The organism is Flavobacterium sp. TMP13, assembly GCF_050847115.1.
GTDB lineage: Bacteria > Bacteroidota > Bacteroidia > Flavobacteriales > Flavobacteriaceae > Flavobacterium.
This window is the reverse complement of record NZ_CP193656.1, coordinates 2,936,599-2,961,417: the sequence shown is the minus strand read 5'-3', so window position 1 is coordinate 2,961,417 and position 24,819 is coordinate 2,936,599. Positions and strand designations below refer to the sequence as shown.

Below are 24,819 nucleotides of genomic sequence, written 5' to 3'. Positions count from 1 at the left end.
TCAATTTGAAAATTAACTTTGATTGAGATTACGCTATCTAATTTTCGTCTTTCCAGTTCAATCGGTCCTGCTGATTGTACTGCCAAGGTGCACCGTTATTTTCAATATTGCTCATCATTGTGTTTAATGGCATTGGAGCAGCACTTTGCTCCATTACTAAATATCTACGCATATCTATAATAATAGAAAGTGGATTGATATTTACTGGACATTCTTCAACACAAGCGTTACAAGACGTACACGCCCATAGTTCCTCTGGAGTAATATAATCGTTTAATAACGCTTTATTATCTGGCACAAAAACACCTTTATTAGTATCTATATTTTTACCTACCTCTTCTAATCGATCTCTAGTATCCATCATAATTTTTCGAGGAGACAATTTTTTACCCGTTTGATTAGCAGGACAAGCTGATGTACAACGTCCACATTCGGTACATGTGTATGCATTCATTAACTGTACCCAATTTAAATCTTGAACATCGCTTGCACCAAATTTAGCTGGCGCTTCACCTTCAACCGGCGCTGCCGCAGCAAAAGGATCTGCATTTGGGTCCATCATTAACTTTACTTCCTTGGTTACAGATTCTAAATTATCAAACTGTCCCATCGGTTTTAAATTTGCAAAATATGTATTGGGAAAAGCTAATAAAATGTGTAAGTGTTTAGAAAAATACAAGTAGTTCAGAAAAATTAAAATACCAATAATGTGCATCCACCAAAATAATTCAGTTAACATCAGCACAGATTCGTTACTCATTCCGTTAAAAATTGGAGTAATAAACTGACTTATTGGAAAACTTCCTGCTTTGATAAAATGAGAAAATTGTTCGGGAAGATTTTGCAAGTGATAATCGGATGCATTCATTAATAAAAACAATGACATCAAAACAATTTCAAAGTATAAAATATAATTGGCATCATTTTTTGGAAATCCTTCTAAATCTTTATTGAATAATCTTTTGATTTTAATGATATTTCTTCTAATCCAAAAAACTATTACAGCCACTAACACTAAAAATGCTAGTATTTCGAACGAGGCAATTAAAACATCGTAAACAACTCCTAACGGAGCAAAAACACGATGTGTGTCAAACAGTCCGTCAATAATAATTTCTAATAATTCGATATTAATAATTACAAAACCAACGTAAACTATAATATGCAATGCGCCTGCAATTGGCTTTTTGACCATTTTCGATTGGCCTAATGCAATCAGAGCCATGTTGGCCCATCTTGCTTTGGGATTATCTTTTCGATCGACAGCTGCTCCCAAATTAATATTTCTGATTAGTTTTTTTACGTTAAAAGCAAAATAACCAAAACCAATAATTAATAAAATAGCAAACAAAATATTATCTAGGTAATTCATATTTAAATAAAATTAATTGTTTGTAGAAATTGAATCTGTAACTGGAGCAACATACGGTTTATTTTTCTTTCCGAATAAAGAAACATTTACATAACGGGTTGGGTTTAACCTAAGGTCTTGTAAAAGTAACTCTAATTCTTGCGAAGTCGAATTGAGATTATTATACAAAGCTTCATCATTTAATAATTTGCCAGCAGTTCCTTTACCAGATTGTAAATTACCCATTAAAACGTCAACTTTTCCTAAAGTATAGTTTAAGTTTCTGACTGTTTTTCCTAAATCTGCTTTATTTATAGAATCTGAAATCTTAGAAAAGTTACTTGACACTTTATTGAAGTTCGTTACCATTCCATTAATCTGAGACTTGTTTTGGTCCAACAACGAATTAATACTAGTCGATGCTCTGTGAAATTGCTGTACAGTATGACTCAATTCTGCTAAGCTTCTCTTTAAATGGTCTTGTCCATCTTTATCTAGAACATTATTTAAACCTGTGACAAGTGAATCGATATTAGACATTAATTTTTGCAGCTTTTTTTGTATCGGTTCGATCTTTTCTCCTAATGAATCTGTCAAACCTAACTCTACAGAACTAGCTAAAAACTGATTGTCTTCTATTAATTCTTTATCTTCAAAATTAGGATGAATTGCGATTTGCTTGCCGCTGATCAGACTTGGTGAGTACATAGTAGCAGTACTTGTTCTCGAAATTGGAAAGTCTGTTTTAATTTGCATGCTTACTTTCAGCTTGCCTGTAGTTTCGTCGATTGTTATTCCACTTATTTTACCAATCGTTAACCCATTTAATGTTACTGGTGCTGACGCAGAAAGGCCTTCTACATTATCGTAAACAACGTACAAAGTAGTGTAGCTAGTAAATAATTCTTTTCCTTTTAAAAAACTATAACCCCAAATAAATAATAATATTGATGCAATTACTAAAACTGCCGTTTTGATCTCTCTTGTTACTTTCAAAATATCTGAATTTTGTACAAATTTAATATAAATTAATCGAATTTATGCGATTATTTAATCGCATCTTGGATGTTGATTCGCTGACCATTCTTAAACGCAACCAAGAACGCTGAAGGGTATCCTTTGCTTTTTGCCTCATTCAAAAATGACTTTGCTTTTTCATAATCAGCAGTTTGCTGGTACGTATACTTGTAAACATTAGATTCGTATACTACAGAAACTGGACTTAATCCATTGAAATTCTTAGGATTCAAGGCCGACTTTTTTGTGCTCGCCATCAACTGAACTTTAAAAAAGACGCCATCAACAACCGTCACCGCTGGAAGAGGTGCTGGAGCATTTTCTCTTACAACTGGTTTAATTTCAATATTTTCAGCAGTTCCACTGCCAAAATATTCTTTTTTATAACTAATAATTGCGTCTGCAATCGCCTTTGCTACTTCATTTTGTCCATGTTCAGAGTTTAATAAATCTCCTTCCTCAGGATTAGAAATAAAGCCTGTTTCTATTAATACTCTAGGCATGTAAGCTTTATGCAAAACCATAAATGGCGCTTGTTTTACTCCACCACCGCGCAATTTTTTTCCTAATTTATCAAATTCATTCTCTACTTTACTAGCCAAAGAAATACTATACTCTAAATATTCCTCTTGCATTAAAGTCATTCCGATCATTGATTCTGGCGAATTAGGATCAAAACCTTCATATTTACGTTTGTAATCTTGCTCTAAAGTAATAACAGAGTTTTCCTTTTTTGCTGCTTCTAAGTTTGATGCCGTTTTACTTAATCCCATTACATAGGTTTCTGTACCAAAGGCAGTGGTATTTTTGCTCGCATTGCAATGTATGGATACAAAAATATTAGCATTGGCCCGATTGGCTATGTTTGCTCGCTCAACCAAATCTATAAATACATCTGTTTTACGTGTGTACGAAACGTCTACATTAGCATACGATTCTAATAGTACTCCTACTTTTAAAACGATGGCCAAAGCTATATTTTTCTCGATTCGACCACTATAGACAGCTCCAAAATCGTGAGCGCCGTGACCTGCGTCTAAAGTTACTTTGAAACTATTGTTTTGACTATAAGCAGAACTGTAAGCTAGCAACAGTACAAACAATAATGAGTTAAAAAAATACTTTTTAATTTTATTCATCAATATTAAAATTTTATAGTTCCTTTTTATTTTTCACGTAGTAACCAACTACCTCTTTAATACGTTAGTTTGTATTAGTTAAATTCAACTACATACGCTTGGGCAAATCCAGCTTTTCTAGCTTCTTGTTGCATTTTTCGTGCTTCATCGATATTTGAAGTCTCACCGTACATGTATTTATACAATTTATTAGAAACCAAACAAGATATGTTTTTTAATCCTTTAAAATTTTCTGGTTTCAAGGCTAATTTCTGAGAACTTGCAGCAAGTTGCACTTTATAAATAACACCACCCGGAGAACTAACTTGTTTCACGGTTGAATACTCGTCTACTTTTTTACTTTTGGTTACCTCTTCTCTTGATGAAGGCTCTAAAGCAGCAATAAACTTTTCACCGTAATATTTACTTTTATAATTTAAAATAGCATCGGCAATTTGTTTTGCCATTTTATTTTGTCCATCATCGGAATTTAAAAACTTACCTTCTTCTTTATTTGATAAAAAGCCTAACTCAATTAAAACACTTGGCATGTAAGCAGCATCTAATACCCATAAAGGCTGTTGTTTTACACCTCTCGAATTTCTTTTTAGATTATTGGTAAAATTATCCTGAATATTAGTTGCTAAATTAATACTGCTGTTTAAATTTTCCTCTTGCATCATCGTAAGTCCAATTAATGACTCTGGTTTGTTGGGATCAAAACCTTGGTATTTTTGCTTGTAATTGTCTTCTAATAAAATCACAGAGTTCTCACTTTTAGCCACTTCCAGATTCATATCATGTCGCGACAATCCCATTACAAAAGTTTCGGTACCAAAAGGAGCTAAATTTTTAACTGAATTGCAGTGAATAGAAACAAATAGATTTGCATTCTCCTTATTAGCAACCTTTGGTCTATTTGCTAATTCAATAAATACATCCGAAGTACGTGTGTAAATTATTTTGACATCTTTATCTTTTTCTAATAATTGCCCTACTTTTAAAGTAGTTTTAAGTGCAATTTCTTTTTCTACAAAACCATGATAGGAATTTCCTGGGTCTTTACCGCCATGTCCCGCATCAAGTACAATAGTAAATGTATGCTTGTTTTGAGAAAAGAGATAACTATTTGAAAACAATAATACTATCGCAATTAAAATAAATTTCTTAGAATTGAATTTCATTTTTAAAAGTTAATTTAATTAAACACTGTAGCTATAATTTTTATTTGCCTATTTTTGACAAAAAATAATTTGTAAGTCTGACACTTCAAAAAATAAGCCACATTTTTACAAAAATAGCATTAAAACCTTTGCATACAAACTTATTTAATATCGTTTTAGCATCATTTTTCCTTACTTTAGGAGGTGGTTCTATTTATTCGCAGGATATAAAGAAAAAAAAAGTTAGCATTCCTGCTGTTGTACAGGAAGATAGCTTAAGTAAATCTGTTACAGACACTATAAAGCTAGATACTGTAAAAACTAAGAAAACATTTTTAGATGGAAAAGTGCGCTATGTTGCCAAAGATTACGCGCGAATCGATCAGAAAAAAAAACAAATCACTTTATATAATGAAGCCGAATTGTATTATAATGATATCGAATTAAAATCTGGCTTAATAGTGCTAGATTATGGTAAAGATGAAGTGTATGCCGGACGTATTAAAGATTCTACTGGAGCCTTTATTCAATATCCAAATTTTAAACAAGGTGCAAACGTAGTACAACCAGACTCTATTCGATTTAATTTTAAAACAAAAAAGGCTCTAATCTGGAATTCTAGAACTGAGCAAAGCGATTTTAGAATTAAAGCGGCCATTACAAAAAAAGAAAATGATTCGGTGTACTTTTTAAAGGGAGCACGATTTACAACATCGAAAGACATTGACAATCCTGAATATTATTTTCAGACCAATAAGGTAAAATTTATTCCAGGAAAAAAAGTAATCGTTGGCTTTACCAATATGGTAATTGCTGACGTACCTACTCCTTTAGCACTTCCTTTTGCTTACTTTCCGATGACCGAAGAAAGCCATTCTGGAATTATTATTCCGAGTTATAATGACTCCAATACTCGTGGCTTTTCATTACAAAATTTAGGTTACTATTTTGCCTTAAGTGACAATTACGACTTAACTGCCTTAGCCGATTATTATACTAATGGTAGTTATGCAATGCGTTTTGAGTCATCGTATGCCAAGAGATATCGCTACCGCGGAAACTTAAATTTGCGTTACGAGAATTTAATTCAAAGTGAAAGAGGGTACCCAGATTACTCTAAACAATCCATTTATAATATTCAATGGTCGCATTCTAGAGATACCAAATCAAGTCCGAATTCTAATTTCTCTGCTTCGGTAAATATGGGAAGCAGTAAGTACTTTCAACAATCGATCAACCAAGTGAATGTTGGATCAAATTTGAACAACACATTGAGTTCTTCGGTTTCGTATAGTAAAACATTCAATACAGTTCCGCAAATACGCACAGCATTGACTGCTACACATTCGCAAAATACACAAACAGAAGAAATAAACATGACTTTGCCGTCACTAGAAGCCAGTGTGGACCGAATTTATCCTTTTGTTGGTAAAGATGGTGTGAAGCGCGGATTGATTAAAAATATCAATCTACAGTATAATTTAAGCGGTAAAAACAGTATTAAAACAACAGATTCATTGTTTTTTAAATCAGCGATGTTCGACGATGCGCAGTTAGGCTTCAAACACAGCATTCCGATTAGTACTAACTTTAAAGTTTTTAAATATTTTAGTGCGAGTGCAAGTGCGAATTACGATGAAATTTGGTATAATAAAACTAGAAAAAAATACTACGATCCAGAAGAAAGTGCAGTAATTGATGAAGTGGTTAATGGCTTTGATGCCTACAGAACCTATTCGTTATCATCTAGTTTGGGTACAACAGTTTACGGAACTTTTAACTTTGGTGAAACTAAAAAAATTCAAGCCATTCGCCACGTTATGCGTCCATCTGTAAGCTACAGCTATACGCCTAGTTTCGAAAAATATTACGATACCTACGCCATTGATGCTACTGGAAAATTAGGAGACTACACCCGTTTTGAAAACGGAATTTACGGTTCACCAGGAAAAACAAATTCCAACATCGTAGGTTTTGATTTGAGTAACACTTTTGAAGCGAAAGTGACCGATAAAGACAGTACAAAAACAGATCCGAAAAAGATGATGCTTTTGAATAATCTTAACTTTTCGACCAGTTATAACTTTGATGCAGACGGGAAAAACACACTAGCTTGGCAACCAGTTCGAGTTAGTGGTGGAACGCAAATTTTAGATAATAAAATGAGTGTCAATTTCGGAGCAACTTTAAATCCGTATGCAATTGACAATTCTGGGAATGTTATTGATGTCTTTAATATTAATAACGGAGGAAGCTTATTTCGATTGACAAGCGCAAATTTAACGATGAATTATTCTATTTCTAGTAAAGAATTTGGCGAAAAAGACAATAAACAAAGCGAACGAAATGGTGGTCGTGAAGATGATTTGTTTGGAAGTAATGTAGACTTAACTGATTCTCGTAGAAGTCAGTTTGATGAAGAAGATGACTCTACTGATGTGATTTCGGAGTTTTTTAGAGCCAAACTTCCTTGGGACATGACGCTAGCTTATTCATTAACCTATGGAAATGCACGTCGTGAAAATGAGATTATTGGAAATTCAGTTATGATATCTATAAACACAGATATTACTCCTAAATGGAAAGGTGGAATCTCGAGCGGCTATGATTTTGTTCAGAAGGGAATTACCTTTACGCAATTGCGTTTTGAAAGAGATTTATTGAGTTGGAGAATGGATTTTAATTGGACGCCACTTGGAGAATATTCAAACTGGAATTTCTTTATTGGAATAAAATCTGGAATTTTAAGCGACATTAAGTACAATAAAAGAAGCAATACCAATTTCTAAAAATAACCTTATATAAATTGTTTTCACTATGAAAAAAATAATCTTTACCGAGAAAGCGCCTGCTCCGATCGGACCTTATAACCAAGCCGTTCTTTCTGGAAACACGCTATATGCTTCTGGACAAATTGCTATTAATCCGGCAAGCGGAGAGCTCGTTACAGCCAACATCTCTGACGAAACCAAACAAGTAATGCAAAACATTCAGGCAGTTTTAGAATCAGCAAATATGACCTTTGAAAATGTAGTAAAAACTTCGATTTTCATTATGGACATGAATGATTTTGGTGCCATCAATACTGTTTACGGTTCTTATTTTAACGAAAAAACCGCTCCAGCTCGTGAAACGGTTCAAGTGGCTTGTTTGCCAAAAAACGTTAATGTAGAAATTTCTATAATTGCCGTACAATAGCATTCAGTAGCAATAGTGCCAATACTTCATTTGTAGTTATTGGCACATCGTATGCTTTAACAAACACTTTTTGATCATTGCGCTAAAACAACTATTTCTATAGCATTTTATTTGTTAGCAACGTGATAAGCAATTAAGCCATCAATTGGTCTTCTTAAAACATTACCTAACTGTAAATCGTACTTGTCAAAAGTTTCTTGCAATTCGTCTTTTAGATAAAAAGCGATAGAACCTACAAAATGATTAGGTACTTCTTTACAATTATCAAATTGCTTAATATAATTTTTCACAAAAGATTTCATTCCTTTAAAAATTATTTTTCTACAAAATTCAGAATCTTTATGCTTGATTAAAAACTTTGCAAAAGTTGCCAAATAAGCATTTGGATTGGGCTCTTTGTATAATTTACTTTTAATAAAATCAGGATCTACATTGTATTCCTTTTCGAACTCAATTGCCAATTCTTGAGGCATTTTATTGAAATAATATTTGCGAATTAACTCTTTTCCAAACACATTTCCACTACAGTCATCCATTACAATATAACCCAAAGATTGTACTTTTTGATGCAATACCTTTCCATCAAAGTAACTGCAATTTGAGCCTGTTCCTAGAATACTTACAATTGCTTGTTGCCCTGGAGGCGTTGTTGCATAAACTGCTGCATACGTGTCTTCGTGTACTTCTACAATTGCATTTGTAAAGTAATCTTGAAATATCTGAGATAACGATAATCTCATTCGATCTGTTCCACAACCTGCTCCATAAAAGAACAAATGAGTAGCATTAGTTTTATTTTGTAAGATATCAAAACGATCATTTAAACGGGCCAGAATTTCGTTACCATTCAAAATTTCTGGATTTAAACCTAAAGTTTGAGTTGTAAATAATACTTTACCATTATCATCAATCGCAATCCAATCTGCTTTTGTAGATCCACTATCAACTATTAATTTCATTTTTTTGGTGTGTTAGTTAAATATCGTTTTAAGATTCAAAAGTAGTTTTAAAAACCTAAGTCCTATTGAATTCTAAAAAATAAAATCCCGCTATTATGCAATAACGGGATTTTACAAAGTATTTTATTATTTTAAACTAGAAATGTGAACCGATAAATCGATTAATTTACTAGAATATCCATATTCATTATCATACCAAGAGATGATTTTGAAGAATGTAGAGTTTAATCCAATTCCTGCATTAGCATCAATGATTGAAGTTCTTGAATCAGAAACGAAATCTTGAGATACTACTAAATCTTCTGTAAATCCTAAGACACCTTTCATTGTAGTTTCAGACGCTTTTTTCAAGACAGCCATTATTTCTTCGTAAGAAGTCTCTTTAGCTACTTTTACCGTTAAATCTACTGCAGATACATCTGTTGTAGGAACACGGAAAGCCATACCAGTTAATTTTCCATTCAATTCAGGAATTACTTTACCAACAGCTTTAGCAGCTCCCGTAGAAGAAGGAATAATGTTACATGATGCAGCACGTCCACCTCTCCAGTCTTTTCTTGAAGGTCCATCAGTCGTCATTTGAGTAGAAGTCGTTGCATGAACAGTAGTCATTAACGCTTCAACAATTCCAAAATTATCATTGATAACTTTAGCTAATGGTGCTAAACAGTTTGTCGTACAAGATGCATTAGATACGATCAAATCTGAAGCTTTTGCAGTTTCATGGTTTACTCCCATTACAAACATTGGTGCATCAGCAGATGGTGCAGAAATAATTACTTTTTTTGCGCCACCTTTAATGTGTTCGTTTGCAGTTTCAAGAGTAGTGAAGAAACCAGTACATTCAGCAACAACATCAACGTCAACTTCATTCCATTTTAAATCGGCTGGGTTTCTTTCGGCAGTAATACGAATGTTTTTTCCGTTTACATATAGTTTTCCTTCTTTCACTTCAACAGTACCGTTGAAACGTCCGTGTACAGAATCATATTTTAATAAGTAAGCTAAATGGTCTACATCTAACAAATCATTAATTGCTACAACTTCAACATTATCGCGGTTAAATGATTCTCTAAAAACTATTCTTCCAATTCTTCCAAATCCGTTTATTCCTAATTTAACTTTTGACATTTTACTTGATTTTTGTTTTTGTTTTTTATTTAACTTCTATAAAGTTTAATTTCCTCACAATAAACTTCAAAATTTTATTCCTTTACGTCGACATTATTTCAGAAACACGTAATAAATCTCTATCAATCACCGATTTACCTTTGATCGCTTGCTCTAATGGCGTTAATGTTACCTTATCTGCCAATAAGCCAACCATATAGTTAGATTTACCTTCTAATAAAGATTCAACGGCTTTCACTCCTAATCTACTTGCTAATACGCGATCAAAACAAGACGGTGATCCTCCTCTTTGCATGTGTCCTAAAACCGATACACGCACATCATATTCTGGTAAATTAGTTTCCACGTAATCTTTCAATTCAAAAACGTTTTTACCAATTTTATCTCCTTCAGCAATTACAACTATACTAGATGATTTTCCTGAAGCTTTACTTTTTTGCAATGATTCTAATAAGCGTTCTAAACCCAAATCTTCTTCTGGAATAAGAATTTCTTCCGCTCCAGCTCCAATACCTGCATTCAAAGCGATATGACCAGCATCTCTACCCATAACCTCTACAAAAAACAGGCGGTTGTGTGAACTTGCTGTATCGCGAATTTTATCAATACAATCTACAACTGTATTTAAAGCGGTATCGTAGCCTAAAGTATAGCTTGTACCAAAAATATCATTATCGATTGTTCCTGGAATTCCCATAATTGGGAAATTATATTCAGAATTAAAAAGCAATCCTCCTGTAAAACTTCCATCACCACCAATAACAACCAAAGCATCAATACCTGATTTTATAAGGTTTTCGTGTGCTTTTTTTCTTCCTTCAGGAGTTTTAAAGTCTGCAGAACGCGCTGATTTTAAAATTGTTCCTCCCTTGTTTACAATATTATTTACAGAACGAGGTCCCATTTCCTTGAAGTCACCTTCAATCATTCCTTGATATCCTCTATAAATTCCGATACATTCAATATTATGATAAGCACACGTTCGAACTACAGATCGAATGGCTGCATTCATTCCAGGTGAATCTCCTCCAGAGGTAAGAACACCCACTTTTTTTATTGTTTTTGGCATTATTTAAGTATTAAAGCGTAAAATTAGCAAACGCGAACCACTTAAGCGACCAATATTATTATTAAATAAAGAATTGTGTTAAATTCAAACGTTTTCGTTAATAAGTTTTCGGAAAGCCCTGAAAATAAAAGAAAATTAATGCGATCTATTTTCATTAAATCGCGTAAATCGCAACAATAATAGAAGCAAAAGTTATAAAATGATACATAAAATTGAAGGATCAAACCAAAAATAAATGAAGTATATAATTTTATTTTTGATTATAAATTGACATAGCTTTAATCTTCCTCTGGAATTCTCCCTTGATTATTTTGCTTTTCTGAAGGGGGACGCTCTGCATTTTTCTTTTCTTCTTCCTTCTTTTTGTCCTCTTTCTTTTTGGCTTCGTTAAAACGAATGTAATCTGGATTCAAAGAAGAATCTTGAAAATCATCATTAGATTTTATAGCACGTTCTAGTTTCTGATCTTTAAAAATTTTATTGACCAATTCTTTAAAGGTATCAAAATCGACCTCGTAACTCACACCGACTCCTTGTGTATAACCAATCCCTTGACCTACATAATTAATGTCATTTTCACGATTAAACAAGCGCAAATTAAGCGAACCGTCTTCGCTAACTCTATATTGTACTTCTACGTCGCCTACAATCGCAGATTCGTTGATCCCGCCAACTGGCACACCAACCTTACCGTTTATAGTTATCCTCTCATTTACTTGAGACGAAATATTTGCTACAAACTGACCGTCTGCCTCTTGTCCCACTCTTCGATCGGCTGCAATATAATTTAAGTTTACAGCAAATTTATCATTGTCTGTCTTAATAATATTACCCAATAAATTAGTCGCTGTTTCAAACAAACTACCCGAGAAATCAGACTGATTTACTCCTTCTGGACTTAAAAATGCGCCTGAAGAAAGTAGATACAAAGCTTGGGTTTGTCGTACATCTTTGTCATCTAATTTATACTGAATTTCAGATTTCATGACACTGCTGACCGTAGGGAATTCGATATTAAAAACAGGTTCTGGACTTGCCAAATCACCGCGTAAACCGATAACCACGTCCACAGGTACTTTTTTATTAAATGAGGAACTTTCTAACAATACCGATGGATTAGCAGTAGTTCGATATACTGCTTCGATATTTAATTGTGCTTTCATTGGGTTTCCTTCCCAAATAATTTGTCCTCCTTTTTTTACTGCAAATTTTTTGTCAATTAAACCACCATATTTAAAATTATAGGTTCCTTCGTAGGCCTGAAAATCGCCCCACATATTAAATTTACCTAAAGTATTAATCTTAAATAATAACGAACCATATCCTTTTCCTTTAATTCCGTGACCGGAACTACGATCTAAAATCACCTCTACTTCTGCATCTGGTGTTATATCAAAATCGAATTCCAATTCTAAACCATTATAATTTCGGGTATTCTCAACAATTCCGTTAGCTAAATTGTATTTTTCTTTCGGAGTTACAAAATGGATAAAGCTGCTTTCACCCACACTTTCAGCATAATTAATCGGAATTTTAATAGCTGTTCCTTTCTCAGATTTTGCGGCTACTTTAATAAAAAGTGATTCAACTGGACCTTTAATTGATGCTGAACCATTGATAAATGCGGTTCCAAAATAACCCGCATCATCGCTATCTTTTGTATCAAGAACCAATAATTTCTTTGTATTTATATCTAAATTTAATTTCCAATCTCCAAAATTCTGATGTTCTATCGTTCCGTTTAAAGAACCTTTTGTATCGTATTTCGTGTCTGTTAAACTGTTATTTCTTAACAAAAATTTCTCATCGGTGACATCAATAATCGTACGTTCGCTTAAAGCGTAATCGACATTTAAGTACGGAATTGTCAGTCCAGCCTTGCTTACATACAATCGGCCATTTACATCTGGCGTTTTTAAATTTCCAGCTATAGAAGCATTTCCCGAAACAAAACCTCTAATGTTTGACAACACATCGCCTCCTAAGTTTCTTAAAATTCCCAAGTTAAAATCTTCCATTTTTAGATTCATGTCTAAAACGGTTTCTTTATTTACAATTTCAAAATCTCCTGTGGCACTAAAGGATTCTGCAAAATTATTTTTTACCGAAGAATCTATAGTAAATTTTTTAAAATTTTCATCTCCAGCAATATCAAAATTTAAGACGCCAAGTTCAGTGTCATTAATATTTAAGTCGTTAATTTTTATCGATGCAGTTGGTTGATAAACATTCTTATTCTGTTTAAAATGAACACCTCCCACTAAATTTCCTTTAAAGGTGAATTTATCGTTTTCGGGCGTGACTTTATTAATATCAACATTGTTAAACTTCAGATTAATATCTTTATAAGAATCTCCTTTTATTTCTCCAAATAGATCGATTTTTTGATCTTCGTGCGATAAAATAAAATTATCAATGGTGAAATTTTTTAATTCTTTGTCAAAAACAACTTGGTTGTTGCTTTCTCCTTTTTCATTCAAATACCACATGTTTTCCTTAAATCTCATTTCTGATTTATGAAATCCAATAACATTCTTTTTGTCTTTATTTATCGTGTGATATAAATTTAAATTAAAATAATCTTCGGCTTTTTTACCTCCTTTAAATTCTGAACGAACAAAAAGAGTGTCTTTCATCGTCACATTAATCAAACTGAAATCACTCACTTTATAGTACTTCGTTTTAATACTATCTACTTCTACATAAGCATTGTATAGCGGATTTTTATTATCTAGACGAAAATTTATATTGTCTAATGTATTCGTTCCAAGTGTTATTTTTTCTGAATTTAAACGGAACTTGAATTCTTTTTTATCAGAATCAATCTGGCCACGCATCATCGTATTCGTGCCAATATTAATTTCTGGATAAAAGAGCTCCACTACTTTATTATATATATTAAAATTGAACTTTAAAAATTGTCCTTTGGTGACTTTTGTTGGTTTGTAATTTGCATATAAACTTAGTACAGAGTTGGCTGCTAAATCATACAACTGATCAAATCTAAATTTTCCAACAATTTGACCTTCGACCACATCACTCGAATTTATAGTAATGGTTCGCACGCGATTGGCATCAAATTCAGAATTAATAGTTACTTCATCAAATGGATAGATTGATTTTGAATTGACATAAACGGCATTGCTCAAATAAATAGTCCCGTATAAATTTTCAATATTATTACCCGTAACAGCAACAATTGCGTCGCCCTGGAAAGTTGACAGCGTATCATGTACAATCTTCAATTTGTGCAAATCGGCTTTTTCGACATTAATGTGAAAATCGTATTTGTTTTCTCTTTTACTTAAATCGACTAATCCATCAAAATTTAAAATCAAGTTTGGATCTTTTATTTTAATCTCTCCTTTATAATTGGGAAGTTTAAAATTTCCGTCCACTGTAATATTTTGGTAATTGTAATTATTGTAAAATAAATTACTAATCGTTCCTTTTACGGCAGTATTCAAGTATTTTTGCGTAAAACCCTTACCATCTATCGTTAAGTTTGCAGTAGTTTTTCCGAGACTTTTTAAGTCTAACAACGTTCCAATATTAAAATCTTGTAAAACTACAGCTCCACTATAAGAGGCACGATCGATAAAATCCAAATCAGAAATTTGCAAATCAGCATTTCCATTTCCAATATCGGTGACTATCGTAAAGTTAGTTTGCAGTTCCTTTTTAGAAACCCGTGCATTTCCAATTAAATTTACACGTCCTAGACGTTCAATTTCTTTGGGCAAACTTTTTCCTAAGACGTTGGGCAATACTTTAACCAAATTTGCGTGCGATGTCGACAGCAATTTAAAGTCTCCGATCATTGCAAATTCTTGATCGTCTTTACCAAATAAATTTTTAAAATTTATTTTACCGACAATTTCTGATTGATTACTATCGATTAATTTTAATTTAGATAAAGTCAAATTATTTAATGTTCCTTTAATCGTCGAACGTAGTTTAAACTTTATGTTTTTACCCATTTCAGTATAAAAATAACGAACGTCATTGGAAGCTAAAGAAGCGGAATCAATTGTTACATCAAAACGAACTTTATCAGTAAATGAAGCAAAATCTTCAATTTTATAATTTAATGAAGCGGCACCATTTAACTGCGATTCACGGGTTGTAATTCCCAATTTATCCAATTTAATTTGCTCTTTGCTGTAGCTAAAAACAGAAGTAAAATTAGTGACATACAAACCACGATGGTCCTTAAAAGACAAACGATGAATTTTGGTATTTACATTTGGACCTGAGATTTTAAAATCGCTTATAAAAGCATTTAAATTCGTAAAGTCTACATCTTTTGGGACAGCTCGGTTTTCATCTGTTAAAATAAAATGACCTTTATTGATATAGGCATTCTTTGTAGTCATTAAAAAAGGTCTGCTTTGTTTTGTAGGCGGTTTGTCAGAGTCGAAAGCACGAATAAAAACGTCTAAGTTGTTTTCTTTCTCGTTTTTATATGTTTTTAGATTAAAAAGTAATTTGGTCAATCTAATGTCGCCAAACATTAAATCACCATCTAAAATTCTTTTTCCGCCTAAGATATTCGTTTGTAAAATAGCCGAATAAATTAAAGTGTCTTTATGATGGTCTCTAATAAGAACGTCTTTTAATTTTACACCACCAAAAACACTCACAGCGACTTTACTTACGTGAATGTCTATTTTAAAATTTTTGTTAATTTTTTCGGTGTAATAATTAGCTATTTTGGTTTGCACCGTAGGTACCGCCAATAGAGTTGCCAACACCAACAAAAGAAGGATTAATCCGAGTATCGATCGAAGAAATATTTTGCTAAACTTTTTGATAGGTTTACTTTACTTTTTAATTTTAATATTGATGGTTCAAATCAAAGTTCTTTTGATAAAAATTCTTTAATTTTGGCAACTCGTTCTAAACACTTAATTGAACCATAATTTTGGTCAAATATAATTCAAAATTCGTGCTTTTATATGCAAAAATCTGAGGTTTTTATACTTGCCATTGAAAGTTCTTGTGACGATACAGCAGCTGCTGTCTTACATAACGACAAAGTACTCTCAAATGTTGTAGCCAATCAGCTTATTCACAACCAATACGGCGGCGTTGTTCCTGAATTAGCTTCGAGAGCGCACCAACAAAATATTGTTCCAGTGATTGATGCCGCGCTTCGTAAGGCAAATGTACAAAAAGAACAACTAACTGCAATTGCTTTTACCCAAGGACCCGGACTTATGGGTTCACTTTTGGTTGGCAGCTCTTTTAGTAAATCGTTGGCCTTGGCGTTAGACATTCCTTTAATTGCTGTAAACCACATGCACGCTCATATTTTGGCTCATTTTATAGATGAAGAGGGATACGACAAACCCATTTTTCCGTTCTTGGCATTAACAATTAGTGGCGGACATACGCAAATTGTAAAAGTGAGTAGTTTTTTTGAAATGGAAATAATTGGCGAAACGACCGATGATGCCGTTGGTGAAGCTTTTGATAAAAGTGCCAAAATTTTGGGACTTCCCTATCCTGGCGGACCTTTGGTCGACAAACATGCGCAACTGGGAAACCCAAAAGCATTTGCATTTACTAAACCTAGAGTACCTGGATTAAACTTTAGCTTTTCAGGATTAAAAACAGCTATTTTATATTTCATTCAAAAGAAAAAAGTAGAAAATCCGAATTTCGTAGGTGAAAATATAGATGATATTTGTGCTTCGATACAGCATACGATTATAGAAATTTTAATGGACAAATTAAAATTAGCCGTTAAAGAAACCAAAATTAATAGAATTGCTATTGGTGGCGGAGTTTCTGCCAATTCAGGAATTAGAGCTCGACTAAAAGAGACGGAAGAAAAATACGGTTGGAAAACCTACATTCCAAAATTTGAATACACTACCGATAATGCTGCTATGATTGGCATTGTGGGTTATCAAAAATATTTATCAGAACAATTTGAAACTTCAGCTGTTGTTTCAAAAGCAAGAATCCAATTTTAATTATGCAATTATTTTACAATCCATCTATTGACGAAAATGTACAAGAATTTTCTTTTGACAAAGAAGAAAGTCGTCACATTATAAAAGTGCTACGCAAAAACGACGGAGATATTTTACATGTGACCAACGGTCAAGGTTTATTATTTGAAACGCAAGTTGTTTTGGCTTCAGATACAAAATGTACGGTTAAAATTCTTTCGTTCGAGAAAAAACCACTACCAAATTTCAAATTGCATTTGGCAGTTTCTCCTACCAAAATGAACGATCGTTACGAATGGTTTTTAGAGAAAGCTACTGAAATTGGAGTTTATGAAATTACGCCTATCATTTGTGATCGTTCCGAACGAAAAGTTATTAATGTTGATCGGTACGAAAAAATAATTTTATCGGCTTTAAAACAATCCAATGAAGTTTATTTACCCAAATTAAATCCTGCGATTTCTTTTAAAGAATTTGTTAAACAAAATAAAAACAGCGGTTTACAACTGATCGCACATTGCGAGGAAACCGATAAAAAGACCTTGAAATCTGTTTTAGAACCGAGTACCGATGTCACTATTTTAATTGGTCCTGAAGGTGATTTTTCTGAAAAAGAAATTGATCTGGCTTTTGATAATAAGTTTCAACCGGTATCTTTAGGTAACACGCGTTTGAGAACAGAAACAGCCGCTGTTGTAGCGTGCCATAGTGTTGCGTTTTTTAATGAAAGTTAGTACACTCTTTTGAAAATAACAATATGAAAAAAATAACTTTTCTATTTCTTTTGTTTTCTAGTTTTGTTTTTTCGCAAGAATTCGCACTTTTAAAATACAGTGGCGGTGGCGATTGGTATGCAAATCCAACCTCTTTACCCAATCTTATTTTATTTTGCAACGCCAATATAAATACAAAAATTATAGCAAAACCAGTTACTGTAACGCCAAGTGATCCCTATTTACTATCGTATCCATTTGCGCACATGACTGGACATGGAAATGTTGTTTTTAGTGAAGCTGATATTGCAAATCTGCGTAATTATATGAACGGCGGTGGTTTTTTACATATTGATGACAATTACGGAATGGACCCCTACATTCGTCCTCAAATTAAAAAAATATTTCCTGCTAGCGAGTTAGTAGAATTACCCGCAAGTCACGCTATTTTTCAAAAGCCATTTTCTTTTCCTGCGGGTTTGCCCAAAATTCACGAACACGATAATAAAAGACCGCAAGCTTTTGGAATTTTTATTGACAACAAATTGGTTTTGTTATACACTTATCAATGTGATCTAGGAAACGGTTGGGAAGATGCCGAAGTGCACAATGATCCTCTTGCTGTACGTGAAAAAGCGTTAAAAATGGGCGCAAATATTATTAATTACATATTTACGAATTAAAAAATGCAACTTTCACACGAAGAAACGCAGTTTGAACGCAAAACTTTTCCAATTACTATAATTTGCGATCATATCTATTTTCAGCAAAACATTGGCTCGATATTCCGTATATCGGAAGCTTTTGGTGTCGAAGCTATAATTTTTTTAGGCAAAGACATCCCTTTAACACCACGAAAAATTAATAAAACGTCTAGAAGCACGCATTTGCACGTTCCTTATACGATTGTAGAAACCGAATTAGAAATTAAAGAATATTTACTAGCAAATAAGTATGAAATAATTGCTTTAGAAATTGCGCATAATAGTCAGGCTCTTCAAAAAGTGAGTATCGAAAGAAATAAAAAAATAGCTTTGCTTATCGGTAGCGAAATTAATGGCGTTTCTGAATCTTTGTTAGAAATTGCAAATCAAGTCGTGCACATCGATATGTTCGGAGCCAATAGTAGCATGAACGTAGCACAAGCCGCAAGTATATGTTTGTATGAAATAACTAATCAATTGCTGCAGTTAAAGTAAAATTAATTTACTTTAATTATTTAAGCAGTATTTTTCTATATTTATCCTTTAAATAAAACTACAATGATAACATCTAAAATAATTTCTAACGGCCTTTTGCGAGCACTTGCAACTATCCTAATTATAGGTCTGGTTTTGTACTTTTTGTACGTGATTCAAACTGTAATTGTATACCTAATAGTTGCTTTAATTTTGACGCTTATTGCGAATCCGATGGTACAATTTTTAGAAAATAAACTTAAATTCAGTCCGACGTTTGCTGCTATAGTGACACTAATTTTATTTTCGTTGGCTGTTGCGGGATTTATATTACTGTTTGTTCCATTAATCATCTCACAAGCAAACAATTTGGCACTTTTAGATACAGATAGTTTGCAAACTCAATTTATGACCATCGAAAAGTCCGTCGAAAAATATTTTAACCTCGAGCATTTGGATTTTAGTACTTTAGCACAAAATGCCGATCTAACTTCTAAAATAAATTTTGGCTTTTTTACTAACTTTATTAACGCAGTTCTAAATTTCCTCGCAAATTTTGGAATGGGAGTAGCGTCGGTCTTCTTTATCACTTTTTTCTTTGTTAAAGATCAATTATTATTTAAAGAAAATGCGAGACGCCTTTTACCAGATAATAATGAAGATAAAATTATAAATTCCGTTTCAAAAATAAATTATTTATTGACTCGTTATTTTGTGGGTCTGCTCATGCAACTAACCGTAGTTTTTATTCTCTACTTAATTGTTTTATTAATTTTTGGAAGTCAGAATGCTTTTATAATTGCGTTTTTGTGCGCGCTCCTCAATATTATTCCGTACATCGGACCAATTATTGGAACCGTTTTAGCAGCACTATTAACGATGTTAAGTTTAATTGGCCAAGATTTTCAAAGTGAAATCTTACCCACTACGATTTACATTGTTATTGGTTTTTTCTTGGTTCAAGCCATAGACAACAACATCAGTCAGCCAATTATATCGTCTAAAAGTGTGAACTCTCATCCTTTAGAAATATTTTTAGTCATTCTTATTAGTGGAATTTCTTTTGGTATTGTCGGAATGATTGTTGCAATTCCAGTCTTTACAATGATCAAAGTAATTTTAAAAGAATTTTTTCCGAATAATAAAATTGTAATGGTTTTAACCGAAAGAATATAATATTGAAAATCCCCATTTTACAAGCTGAAATTCAAGACTTTATCAATAAACAAATAGGTAAACCAATAGCACGATTGGCTTTGCAAAAAAATCCGTTTCCAAATGTAGAATGGATTTCTATTTTGAATCAAATTGAAGCAAAAAGTAAAGCAAAAGACAAATTACCCACTTGGTTTAAGACCAATAGCATCATTTATCCGAGCAAGATTTCTGTTGAACAAACTTCTTCAGAAAAAACGGCAGCCTACAAAACTTCCTTACTTTCTGGAAATTCAATAATAGATTTAACTGGCGGTTTTGGTATAGATGATTATTTTTTTTCAACCATTTTTAAGACGGTAGTTCATTGCGAACTTGATGCTTCTCTTTCTGAAATTGTAGCGCATAATTTTGAGCAAATGAATGCTTCAAACATCAAATGTTATGCAGGTGATAGTACACTTATTTTAAAAGAATTAAAGCAACATTTTGATTGGATATATATTGATCCGTCTCGCAGAAATGATGCTAAAGGAAAAGTATTCATGCTGACCGATTGCTTGCCAAATGTACCTGAAAATTTAGACTCTTATTTTAAGTATTCTAACTGCATACTATTAAAAACAGCGCCATTGCTAGATATTGCTGCAGGATTGGACGAACTTAAAAATGTAAAAAACGTCCATATCGTTGCGCTAGAAAATGAAGTAAAAGAAGTACTCTGGGAAATTCACCATGACTATACGGATGTAATTACTATTAAAACAGTAAATATTTCGAAGGAGAAAAATCAAACTTTTGAATATGTTTTAAACACCAACAACGAATTTGCAACGTACCATTTGCCACAAAAATATTTATATGAAGCTAATAGTGCGATAATGAAATCTGGAGGTTTCGAATCCGTTAGTTCACAATTTAAAATCAATAAATTACATAAACATTCTCATTTATATACTTCAGAAGAAGCAATTGAATTTCCCGGGAGACGTTTTGAAATACAAAACGCAATTCCTTACAATAAAACGGAAATGAAACTTCATTTGTCTAATAAAAAAGCCAACATTACTACTAGAAATTTTCCGGATACGGTCGAAATCATTCGAAAAAAATGGAAAATAAAAGACGGAGGAACTAGTTATTGTTTTTTTACAACGGATGTAAATGATAACAAAATTGTATTAATTTGCACAAAATTATAATTGCGATGAAAAATCTATTTCTACTTACTTTTTTACTTTTTACTTTTAATTCATTTTCACAAAAACCTTGCGAATATAGTGCGAACGTTACCGATTCTATTGGAACTTATAAAGCAACCAAAGGCTATATTATGAGCGAAAAGAGTATGGACAGCAGTTCCAGTTACGTTTTCTTTTCGTTGATTTCTACCGATGATATGCCTACCTTAAACTTACAATTGATTAAAAAGAGTAAAAATTTTATTAGTGCCAACTGTTTTGACAAGAATTCTCGTTTGATTTTGCAACTGGCTAATGGAAAAATAGTGACTATGTATCACATCGATCAAGAAAGTTGCGGAACGTTAATTCGCGGCGAAAACAGTTCAAACAATCGCATCAATACTGGCATTTTTATGTTCATAAAAGGAAGCATCGAAGAGCTGAAAAAATCTCCTGTTACAATGATGCGTATTAAGTACCTAAATGGTTCTGAAGATTTTGTGGTAGGAAACGAATTAATTTCTGAAATGGATGGTCAAAAATACGAACCAGATACATTTTTTATTAATACGCTAAAATGCATCGAGTAACAAATTGCAATTCCAATTAGTGTTAGACACTTTTTCATTTAAACCTGCTTTTAAATTGTAGTGCCACCATTCCGAATCAAAAGCATTGAAACCGTGCTTTTGCATCACTGTTTTTAGCAATTTTCTGTTGTTTAAAATCTCTTTGGACAACTTAGTATATTTGTGACTCGCTTCAATTCCAAAATGGTCGAACTGAGTTCCCATTAGCAATTCAATACAATTTTCATCTACCAAAGTAATATCAACGGCTCCTCCTCTATTGTGGATGGAGCCTTTTTTAGGATCAGCTACATATTTTGGATTAGAAACTATTTTCCACATTTTTTTCTGAATAGAAAGTGGTCTATAACAATCGAATAATTTTATTTTATATCCCTTTTTTACAAATTCTCTGTTTGCTTCTACCAGAGCTCTTACGGTTTGTAGTCGCAAATAACATTCATCGCAATCGTACACTTTAGCTTTTAAGAAATTGTCGTCAGTAGCATATTTCATATCATAAATAAAATCAGAACTGTAGTCTTTTAAATTCACAAATGTAGTATCTGCAACCATTTGATTTTCAGCTTGTATTTGTCCAAAAACAGACGCGCTAAAAATAACTGTAATGGCAATAGAGCAAATATTTTTTACAAGTTTCATTGAAATAAAATTAGATTAGAAGTCAAATTAAAGTTTATTGAAATATAATTGGGGCTGCCAAACAGCTGTCTGGAATGTTAAATGCATCCATCAAAGGAACTGCATCTGGACGAATATCCCAACACAATTGATTGACCATTTTCCGAATTGCTTTCGTCTTCACTGCTTCCATGTAGCCATCTTCTAAAAACCATCCTTTATTTTTTTCAATTAGTGAAAGCGCATACAATTGCTCTAATTTATTTAGAATTGCTTTTACCGATTCGTCTTTTACTGTTGCTACGGCAATCTGAAATTGTTCTAAGGTCACACGTTCCAAATAGGCTTGTGCCACATCTATCATTTGATGCTGCACGACATTAAAAGCATCATAAGGCTCTAAACCACTGTCAATTAATTTTTTGATTCGCTTAGCAGCAGAAGCTAGAATACTTTTTTCTCTATGCTCAAAAGCTTGTAAATGAAACTGACGGTCTAGTAAATGATCGGCATCAGTTTTTCTGGTTACAATCGGATTTTTTTCTGCTATTGCTGTTCTTGCATTCTCATAAACGTAATTAATGATTCCCATCGATCCCATTTCACCAAACGACTTTCTAAATTCAGATAGTCTGTTCTTGGCGACCAATTGCATCAAAACGGTATTGTCTCCTTCAAAAGTAGTATAGACTTCGGTGTCATTTTTCAATGCATCAATTCTGTTTTCTGACATATATCCTTTACCGCCACACGCTTCTCTACATTCTTGCAAAATATCTCTGGTACTCCAAGTTGAATACGATTTCATTCCTGCAGCCAAGGCTTCAATTTCTTGCATTTCTTCGTCGGTTCGTGCTAAAAATCGATTGGTAAGATATTGTAAACCAAAATGCATTGCATAGGTTTTAGCCACGTGAGGAAGTAAGCGTCGTTGATGGATTCTATAGTTTAAAACGGGAACTTCAGATCCTCCGTCTGGACCAAATTGACGGCGTTGATCTCCATATTTAATTGCAATAGTTAAACCTGATTTAGCTGCAGCCAAGGCAGAACGAGGAATTCCGATTCGTCCACCTACCAAGGTTCCTAACATCGTAAAAAAACGTCTGTTGTCGCTCGGAATTGGACTTTCAAATTCTCCATTTTCATTTACCGAAGCAAATCGATCTAACATATTTTCTTTCGGAATAACCACATTATTAAAACTAATTGTTCCGTTATCTACACCATTTAGTCCCATCTTTAATCCGCAATCACCAATTGTAATTCCGTTTAAAACAGTAGCATCAGCATCTCTTAAAGGAACAATAAAGGCGTTGACTCCGTAATCGTGATCGTCTATAATTAATTTGGCAAAAACGGTCGCCATTTGTCCGTGCATTGCAGCATTACCAATGTATTCTTTTTGTGCATTTTTGTTTGGTGTTTGAATCGTAAAAGTCTTGTTTTCATGATTATAAGTCGCTGTCGTTTCCAGTCCTTTTACATTCGAGCCGTGATTGGTCTCTGTCATGGCAAAACAGCCTGGCAGCTGCAAAGAGCCAATTGCTTGCAAGTATTTCTCGTGGTGTTTGGCTGTCCCTAACAACTGCACACTCATTCCCCACAAACCAAATTGCACCCCAAATTTAATTACCAAACTTAGATCGTGGTAACTTAATGTTTCCATAATGGCAAAATAATCCGCAATATTCTCGCCGCCGCCATATTCTTTTGGATAGGCCATATTTCCAAAATTTTCTTTGGCTAAAATGCGACACCATTCATACACTTTAGTTCTATAAACTGTAGTGTCTGTGGATGTTTCGTAAGCAAATTCTGGTTTAGAAATAACCGCTTTTACCTTATTGATTATATCTGCTTGGTCGCCATCCAATAGCGCAGTTAATTTTGAAATATCAAAGCTACTATCGGTATGCGTTCTTGAAGTAATTGAATTTACAGTTGTTTTGAAAGTACTAATGACCTCTTCTCCTAAATAGCCTAAATCATTTTCTAATTTAGTAAAATATGGTTCCAAGCCGTTAATATTCGCATCGTTATTTGAAAGCGCTTTTACAATATCAAAAATAGAATTAATGGAGGGATTAGCTTGTACAATTTTTTCTAATTCCGATTTCCATTCGTACAAATTTTGACGTGATGGTGGATTTGATATTGTTATTTTTGAAAGTAAAAATTGCTGTTCTTCTGGCAAAAGCCAAGTTTGAGCAGTTATAAAATCTTGTAATGTTTGAAACTCTTTCTGTGTTAAAAGGTCATCAGACCATACTAAGTAAAAAAGCGGTGTAAAAGCTTGCAGTTTGGCATTATTCATAATAAAATTATAATAAAGTTGGGCATGAAATTTAATGATACTGTAAAGTACTCAAAAATTTTAAGTTCTCTTACTCCTAAAAAGTTAAATCCTTA

19 protein-coding genes are annotated in these 24,819 nt (G+C 33.1%); 9 read left to right on the top strand and 10 right to left on the bottom strand.

Going from position 1 to position 24,819, the window contains the following annotated elements:
- Window positions 1-37 precede the first annotated feature (37 nt).
- The 4 genes from ACRASX_RS12805 to ACRASX_RS12790 form a co-directional block, all read right to left on the bottom strand.
- Window positions 38-1,372, bottom strand: a complete 1,335-nt coding sequence (locus ACRASX_RS12805) for a 4Fe-4S dicluster domain-containing protein (RefSeq protein WP_432221509.1) — start codon at window positions 1,370-1,372, stop codon at window positions 38-40.
- 12 nt (window positions 1,373-1,384) lie between these two features.
- The gene (locus ACRASX_RS12800; RefSeq protein ID WP_066309406.1) at window positions 1,385-2,347 is read right to left on the bottom strand and encodes an MlaD family protein; all 963 of its coding nucleotides are present in this window, start codon (window positions 2,345-2,347) and stop codon (window positions 1,385-1,387) included.
- A gap of 50 nt (window positions 2,348-2,397) precedes the next feature.
- Window positions 2,398-3,507, bottom strand: a complete 1,110-nt coding sequence (locus ACRASX_RS12795; protein WP_432221508.1) for an N-acetylmuramoyl-L-alanine amidase family protein — start codon at window positions 3,505-3,507, stop codon at window positions 2,398-2,400.
- Between the two features lie 74 nt (window positions 3,508-3,581).
- The gene (locus ACRASX_RS12790) at window positions 3,582-4,670 is read right to left on the bottom strand and encodes an N-acetylmuramoyl-L-alanine amidase family protein (RefSeq protein WP_432221507.1); all 1,089 of its coding nucleotides are present in this window, start codon (window positions 4,668-4,670) and stop codon (window positions 3,582-3,584) included.
- Window positions 4,671-4,798: 128 nt separating this feature from the next.
- Between ACRASX_RS12790 and ACRASX_RS12785 the strand changes: the two genes are divergently transcribed.
- Together ACRASX_RS12785 and ACRASX_RS12780 are read left to right on the top strand one after the other, a co-directional pair.
- Complete coding sequence (locus ACRASX_RS12785; RefSeq protein ID WP_432221506.1) at window positions 4,799-7,438, top strand: putative LPS assembly protein LptD; 2,640 nt, start codon at window positions 4,799-4,801, stop codon at window positions 7,436-7,438.
- A 28-nt stretch (window positions 7,439-7,466) separates the two neighbouring features.
- Complete coding sequence (locus tag ACRASX_RS12780; protein ID WP_432221505.1) at window positions 7,467-7,847, top strand: RidA family protein; 381 nt, start codon at window positions 7,467-7,469, stop codon at window positions 7,845-7,847.
- Between the two features lie 107 nt (window positions 7,848-7,954).
- Here ACRASX_RS12780 and ACRASX_RS12775 read toward each other — a convergent pair whose 3' ends face one another.
- The 4 genes from ACRASX_RS12775 to ACRASX_RS12760 all read right to left on the bottom strand — a co-directional run bounded on the left by ACRASX_RS12775 (window position 7,955) and on the right by ACRASX_RS12760 (window position 15,760).
- Window positions 7,955-8,806 (bottom strand): N-acetylglucosamine kinase, encoded by an 852-nt coding sequence (locus ACRASX_RS12775; protein ID WP_066309419.1) that lies wholly within the window; start codon window positions 8,804-8,806, stop codon window positions 7,955-7,957.
- A gap of 126 nt (window positions 8,807-8,932) precedes the next feature.
- Window positions 8,933-9,937 (bottom strand): type I glyceraldehyde-3-phosphate dehydrogenase, encoded by a 1,005-nt coding sequence (gene gap, locus ACRASX_RS12770; RefSeq protein WP_066309421.1) that lies wholly within the window; start codon window positions 9,935-9,937, stop codon window positions 8,933-8,935.
- A gap of 82 nt (window positions 9,938-10,019) precedes the next feature.
- Window positions 10,020-11,006 (bottom strand): 6-phosphofructokinase, encoded by a 987-nt coding sequence (gene pfkA, locus ACRASX_RS12765; RefSeq protein ID WP_066309423.1) that lies wholly within the window; start codon window positions 11,004-11,006, stop codon window positions 10,020-10,022.
- A gap of 278 nt (window positions 11,007-11,284) precedes the next feature.
- Window positions 11,285-15,760 (bottom strand): translocation/assembly module TamB domain-containing protein, encoded by a 4,476-nt coding sequence (locus ACRASX_RS12760; protein WP_432221504.1) that lies wholly within the window; start codon window positions 15,758-15,760, stop codon window positions 11,285-11,287.
- A gap of 204 nt (window positions 15,761-15,964) precedes the next feature.
- On the opposite strand from ACRASX_RS12760, the gene tsaD reads away from it, so the two are divergent.
- The 7 genes from tsaD (at window position 15,965) to ACRASX_RS12725 (ending at window position 21,786) form a co-directional block, all read left to right on the top strand.
- Entirely contained in the window at window positions 15,965-16,987 is a 1,023-nt protein-coding gene (tsaD, locus tag ACRASX_RS12755; protein ID WP_066309427.1) for a tRNA (adenosine(37)-N6)-threonylcarbamoyltransferase complex transferase subunit TsaD, read from the top strand.
- Window positions 16,988-16,989: 2 nt separating this feature from the next.
- The gene (locus ACRASX_RS12750; RefSeq protein WP_432221503.1) at window positions 16,990-17,700 is read left to right on the top strand and encodes a 16S rRNA (uracil(1498)-N(3))-methyltransferase; all 711 of its coding nucleotides are present in this window, start codon (window positions 16,990-16,992) and stop codon (window positions 17,698-17,700) included.
- 23 nt (window positions 17,701-17,723) lie between these two features.
- A complete protein-coding gene (locus tag ACRASX_RS12745) occupies window positions 17,724-18,362 on the top strand; it encodes a DUF4159 domain-containing protein (RefSeq protein ID WP_066309436.1) in 639 nt (212 codons plus the stop codon).
- 3 nt (window positions 18,363-18,365) lie between these two features.
- Window positions 18,366-18,878, top strand: coding sequence for a TrmH family RNA methyltransferase (locus ACRASX_RS12740; protein ID WP_432221502.1), 513 nt, complete (start codon window positions 18,366-18,368; stop codon window positions 18,876-18,878).
- 63 nt (window positions 18,879-18,941) lie between these two features.
- On the top strand, window positions 18,942-20,033 hold the full coding sequence (locus ACRASX_RS12735) for an AI-2E family transporter (RefSeq protein ID WP_432221501.1): 1,092 nt from the start codon (window positions 18,942-18,944) through the stop codon (window positions 20,031-20,033).
- 2 nt (window positions 20,034-20,035) lie between these two features.
- Window positions 20,036-21,214 carry a THUMP-like domain-containing protein gene (locus ACRASX_RS12730; RefSeq protein WP_432221500.1) on the top strand — a complete coding sequence of 393 codons (1,179 nt, stop codon included), beginning with the start codon at window positions 20,036-20,038 and terminating at the stop codon, window positions 21,212-21,214.
- Between the two features lie 5 nt (window positions 21,215-21,219).
- A complete protein-coding gene (locus ACRASX_RS12725; RefSeq protein ID WP_432221499.1) occupies window positions 21,220-21,786 on the top strand; it encodes a hypothetical protein in 567 nt (188 codons plus the stop codon).
- Here ACRASX_RS12725 and ACRASX_RS12720 read toward each other — a convergent pair.
- Both ACRASX_RS12720 and ACRASX_RS12715 read right to left on the bottom strand, forming a co-directional pair.
- Window positions 21,769-22,428, bottom strand: coding sequence for a M15 family metallopeptidase (locus tag ACRASX_RS12720; protein ID WP_432221498.1), 660 nt, complete (start codon window positions 22,426-22,428; stop codon window positions 21,769-21,771). The two genes, ACRASX_RS12725 and ACRASX_RS12720, sit on opposite strands and share 18 nt — an antisense overlap.
- 34 nt (window positions 22,429-22,462) lie before the next feature.
- On the bottom strand, window positions 22,463-24,724 hold the full coding sequence (locus tag ACRASX_RS12715) for an acyl-CoA dehydrogenase (protein ID WP_432221497.1): 2,262 nt from the start codon (window positions 24,722-24,724) through the stop codon (window positions 22,463-22,465).
- Window positions 24,725-24,819 lie beyond the last annotated feature (95 nt).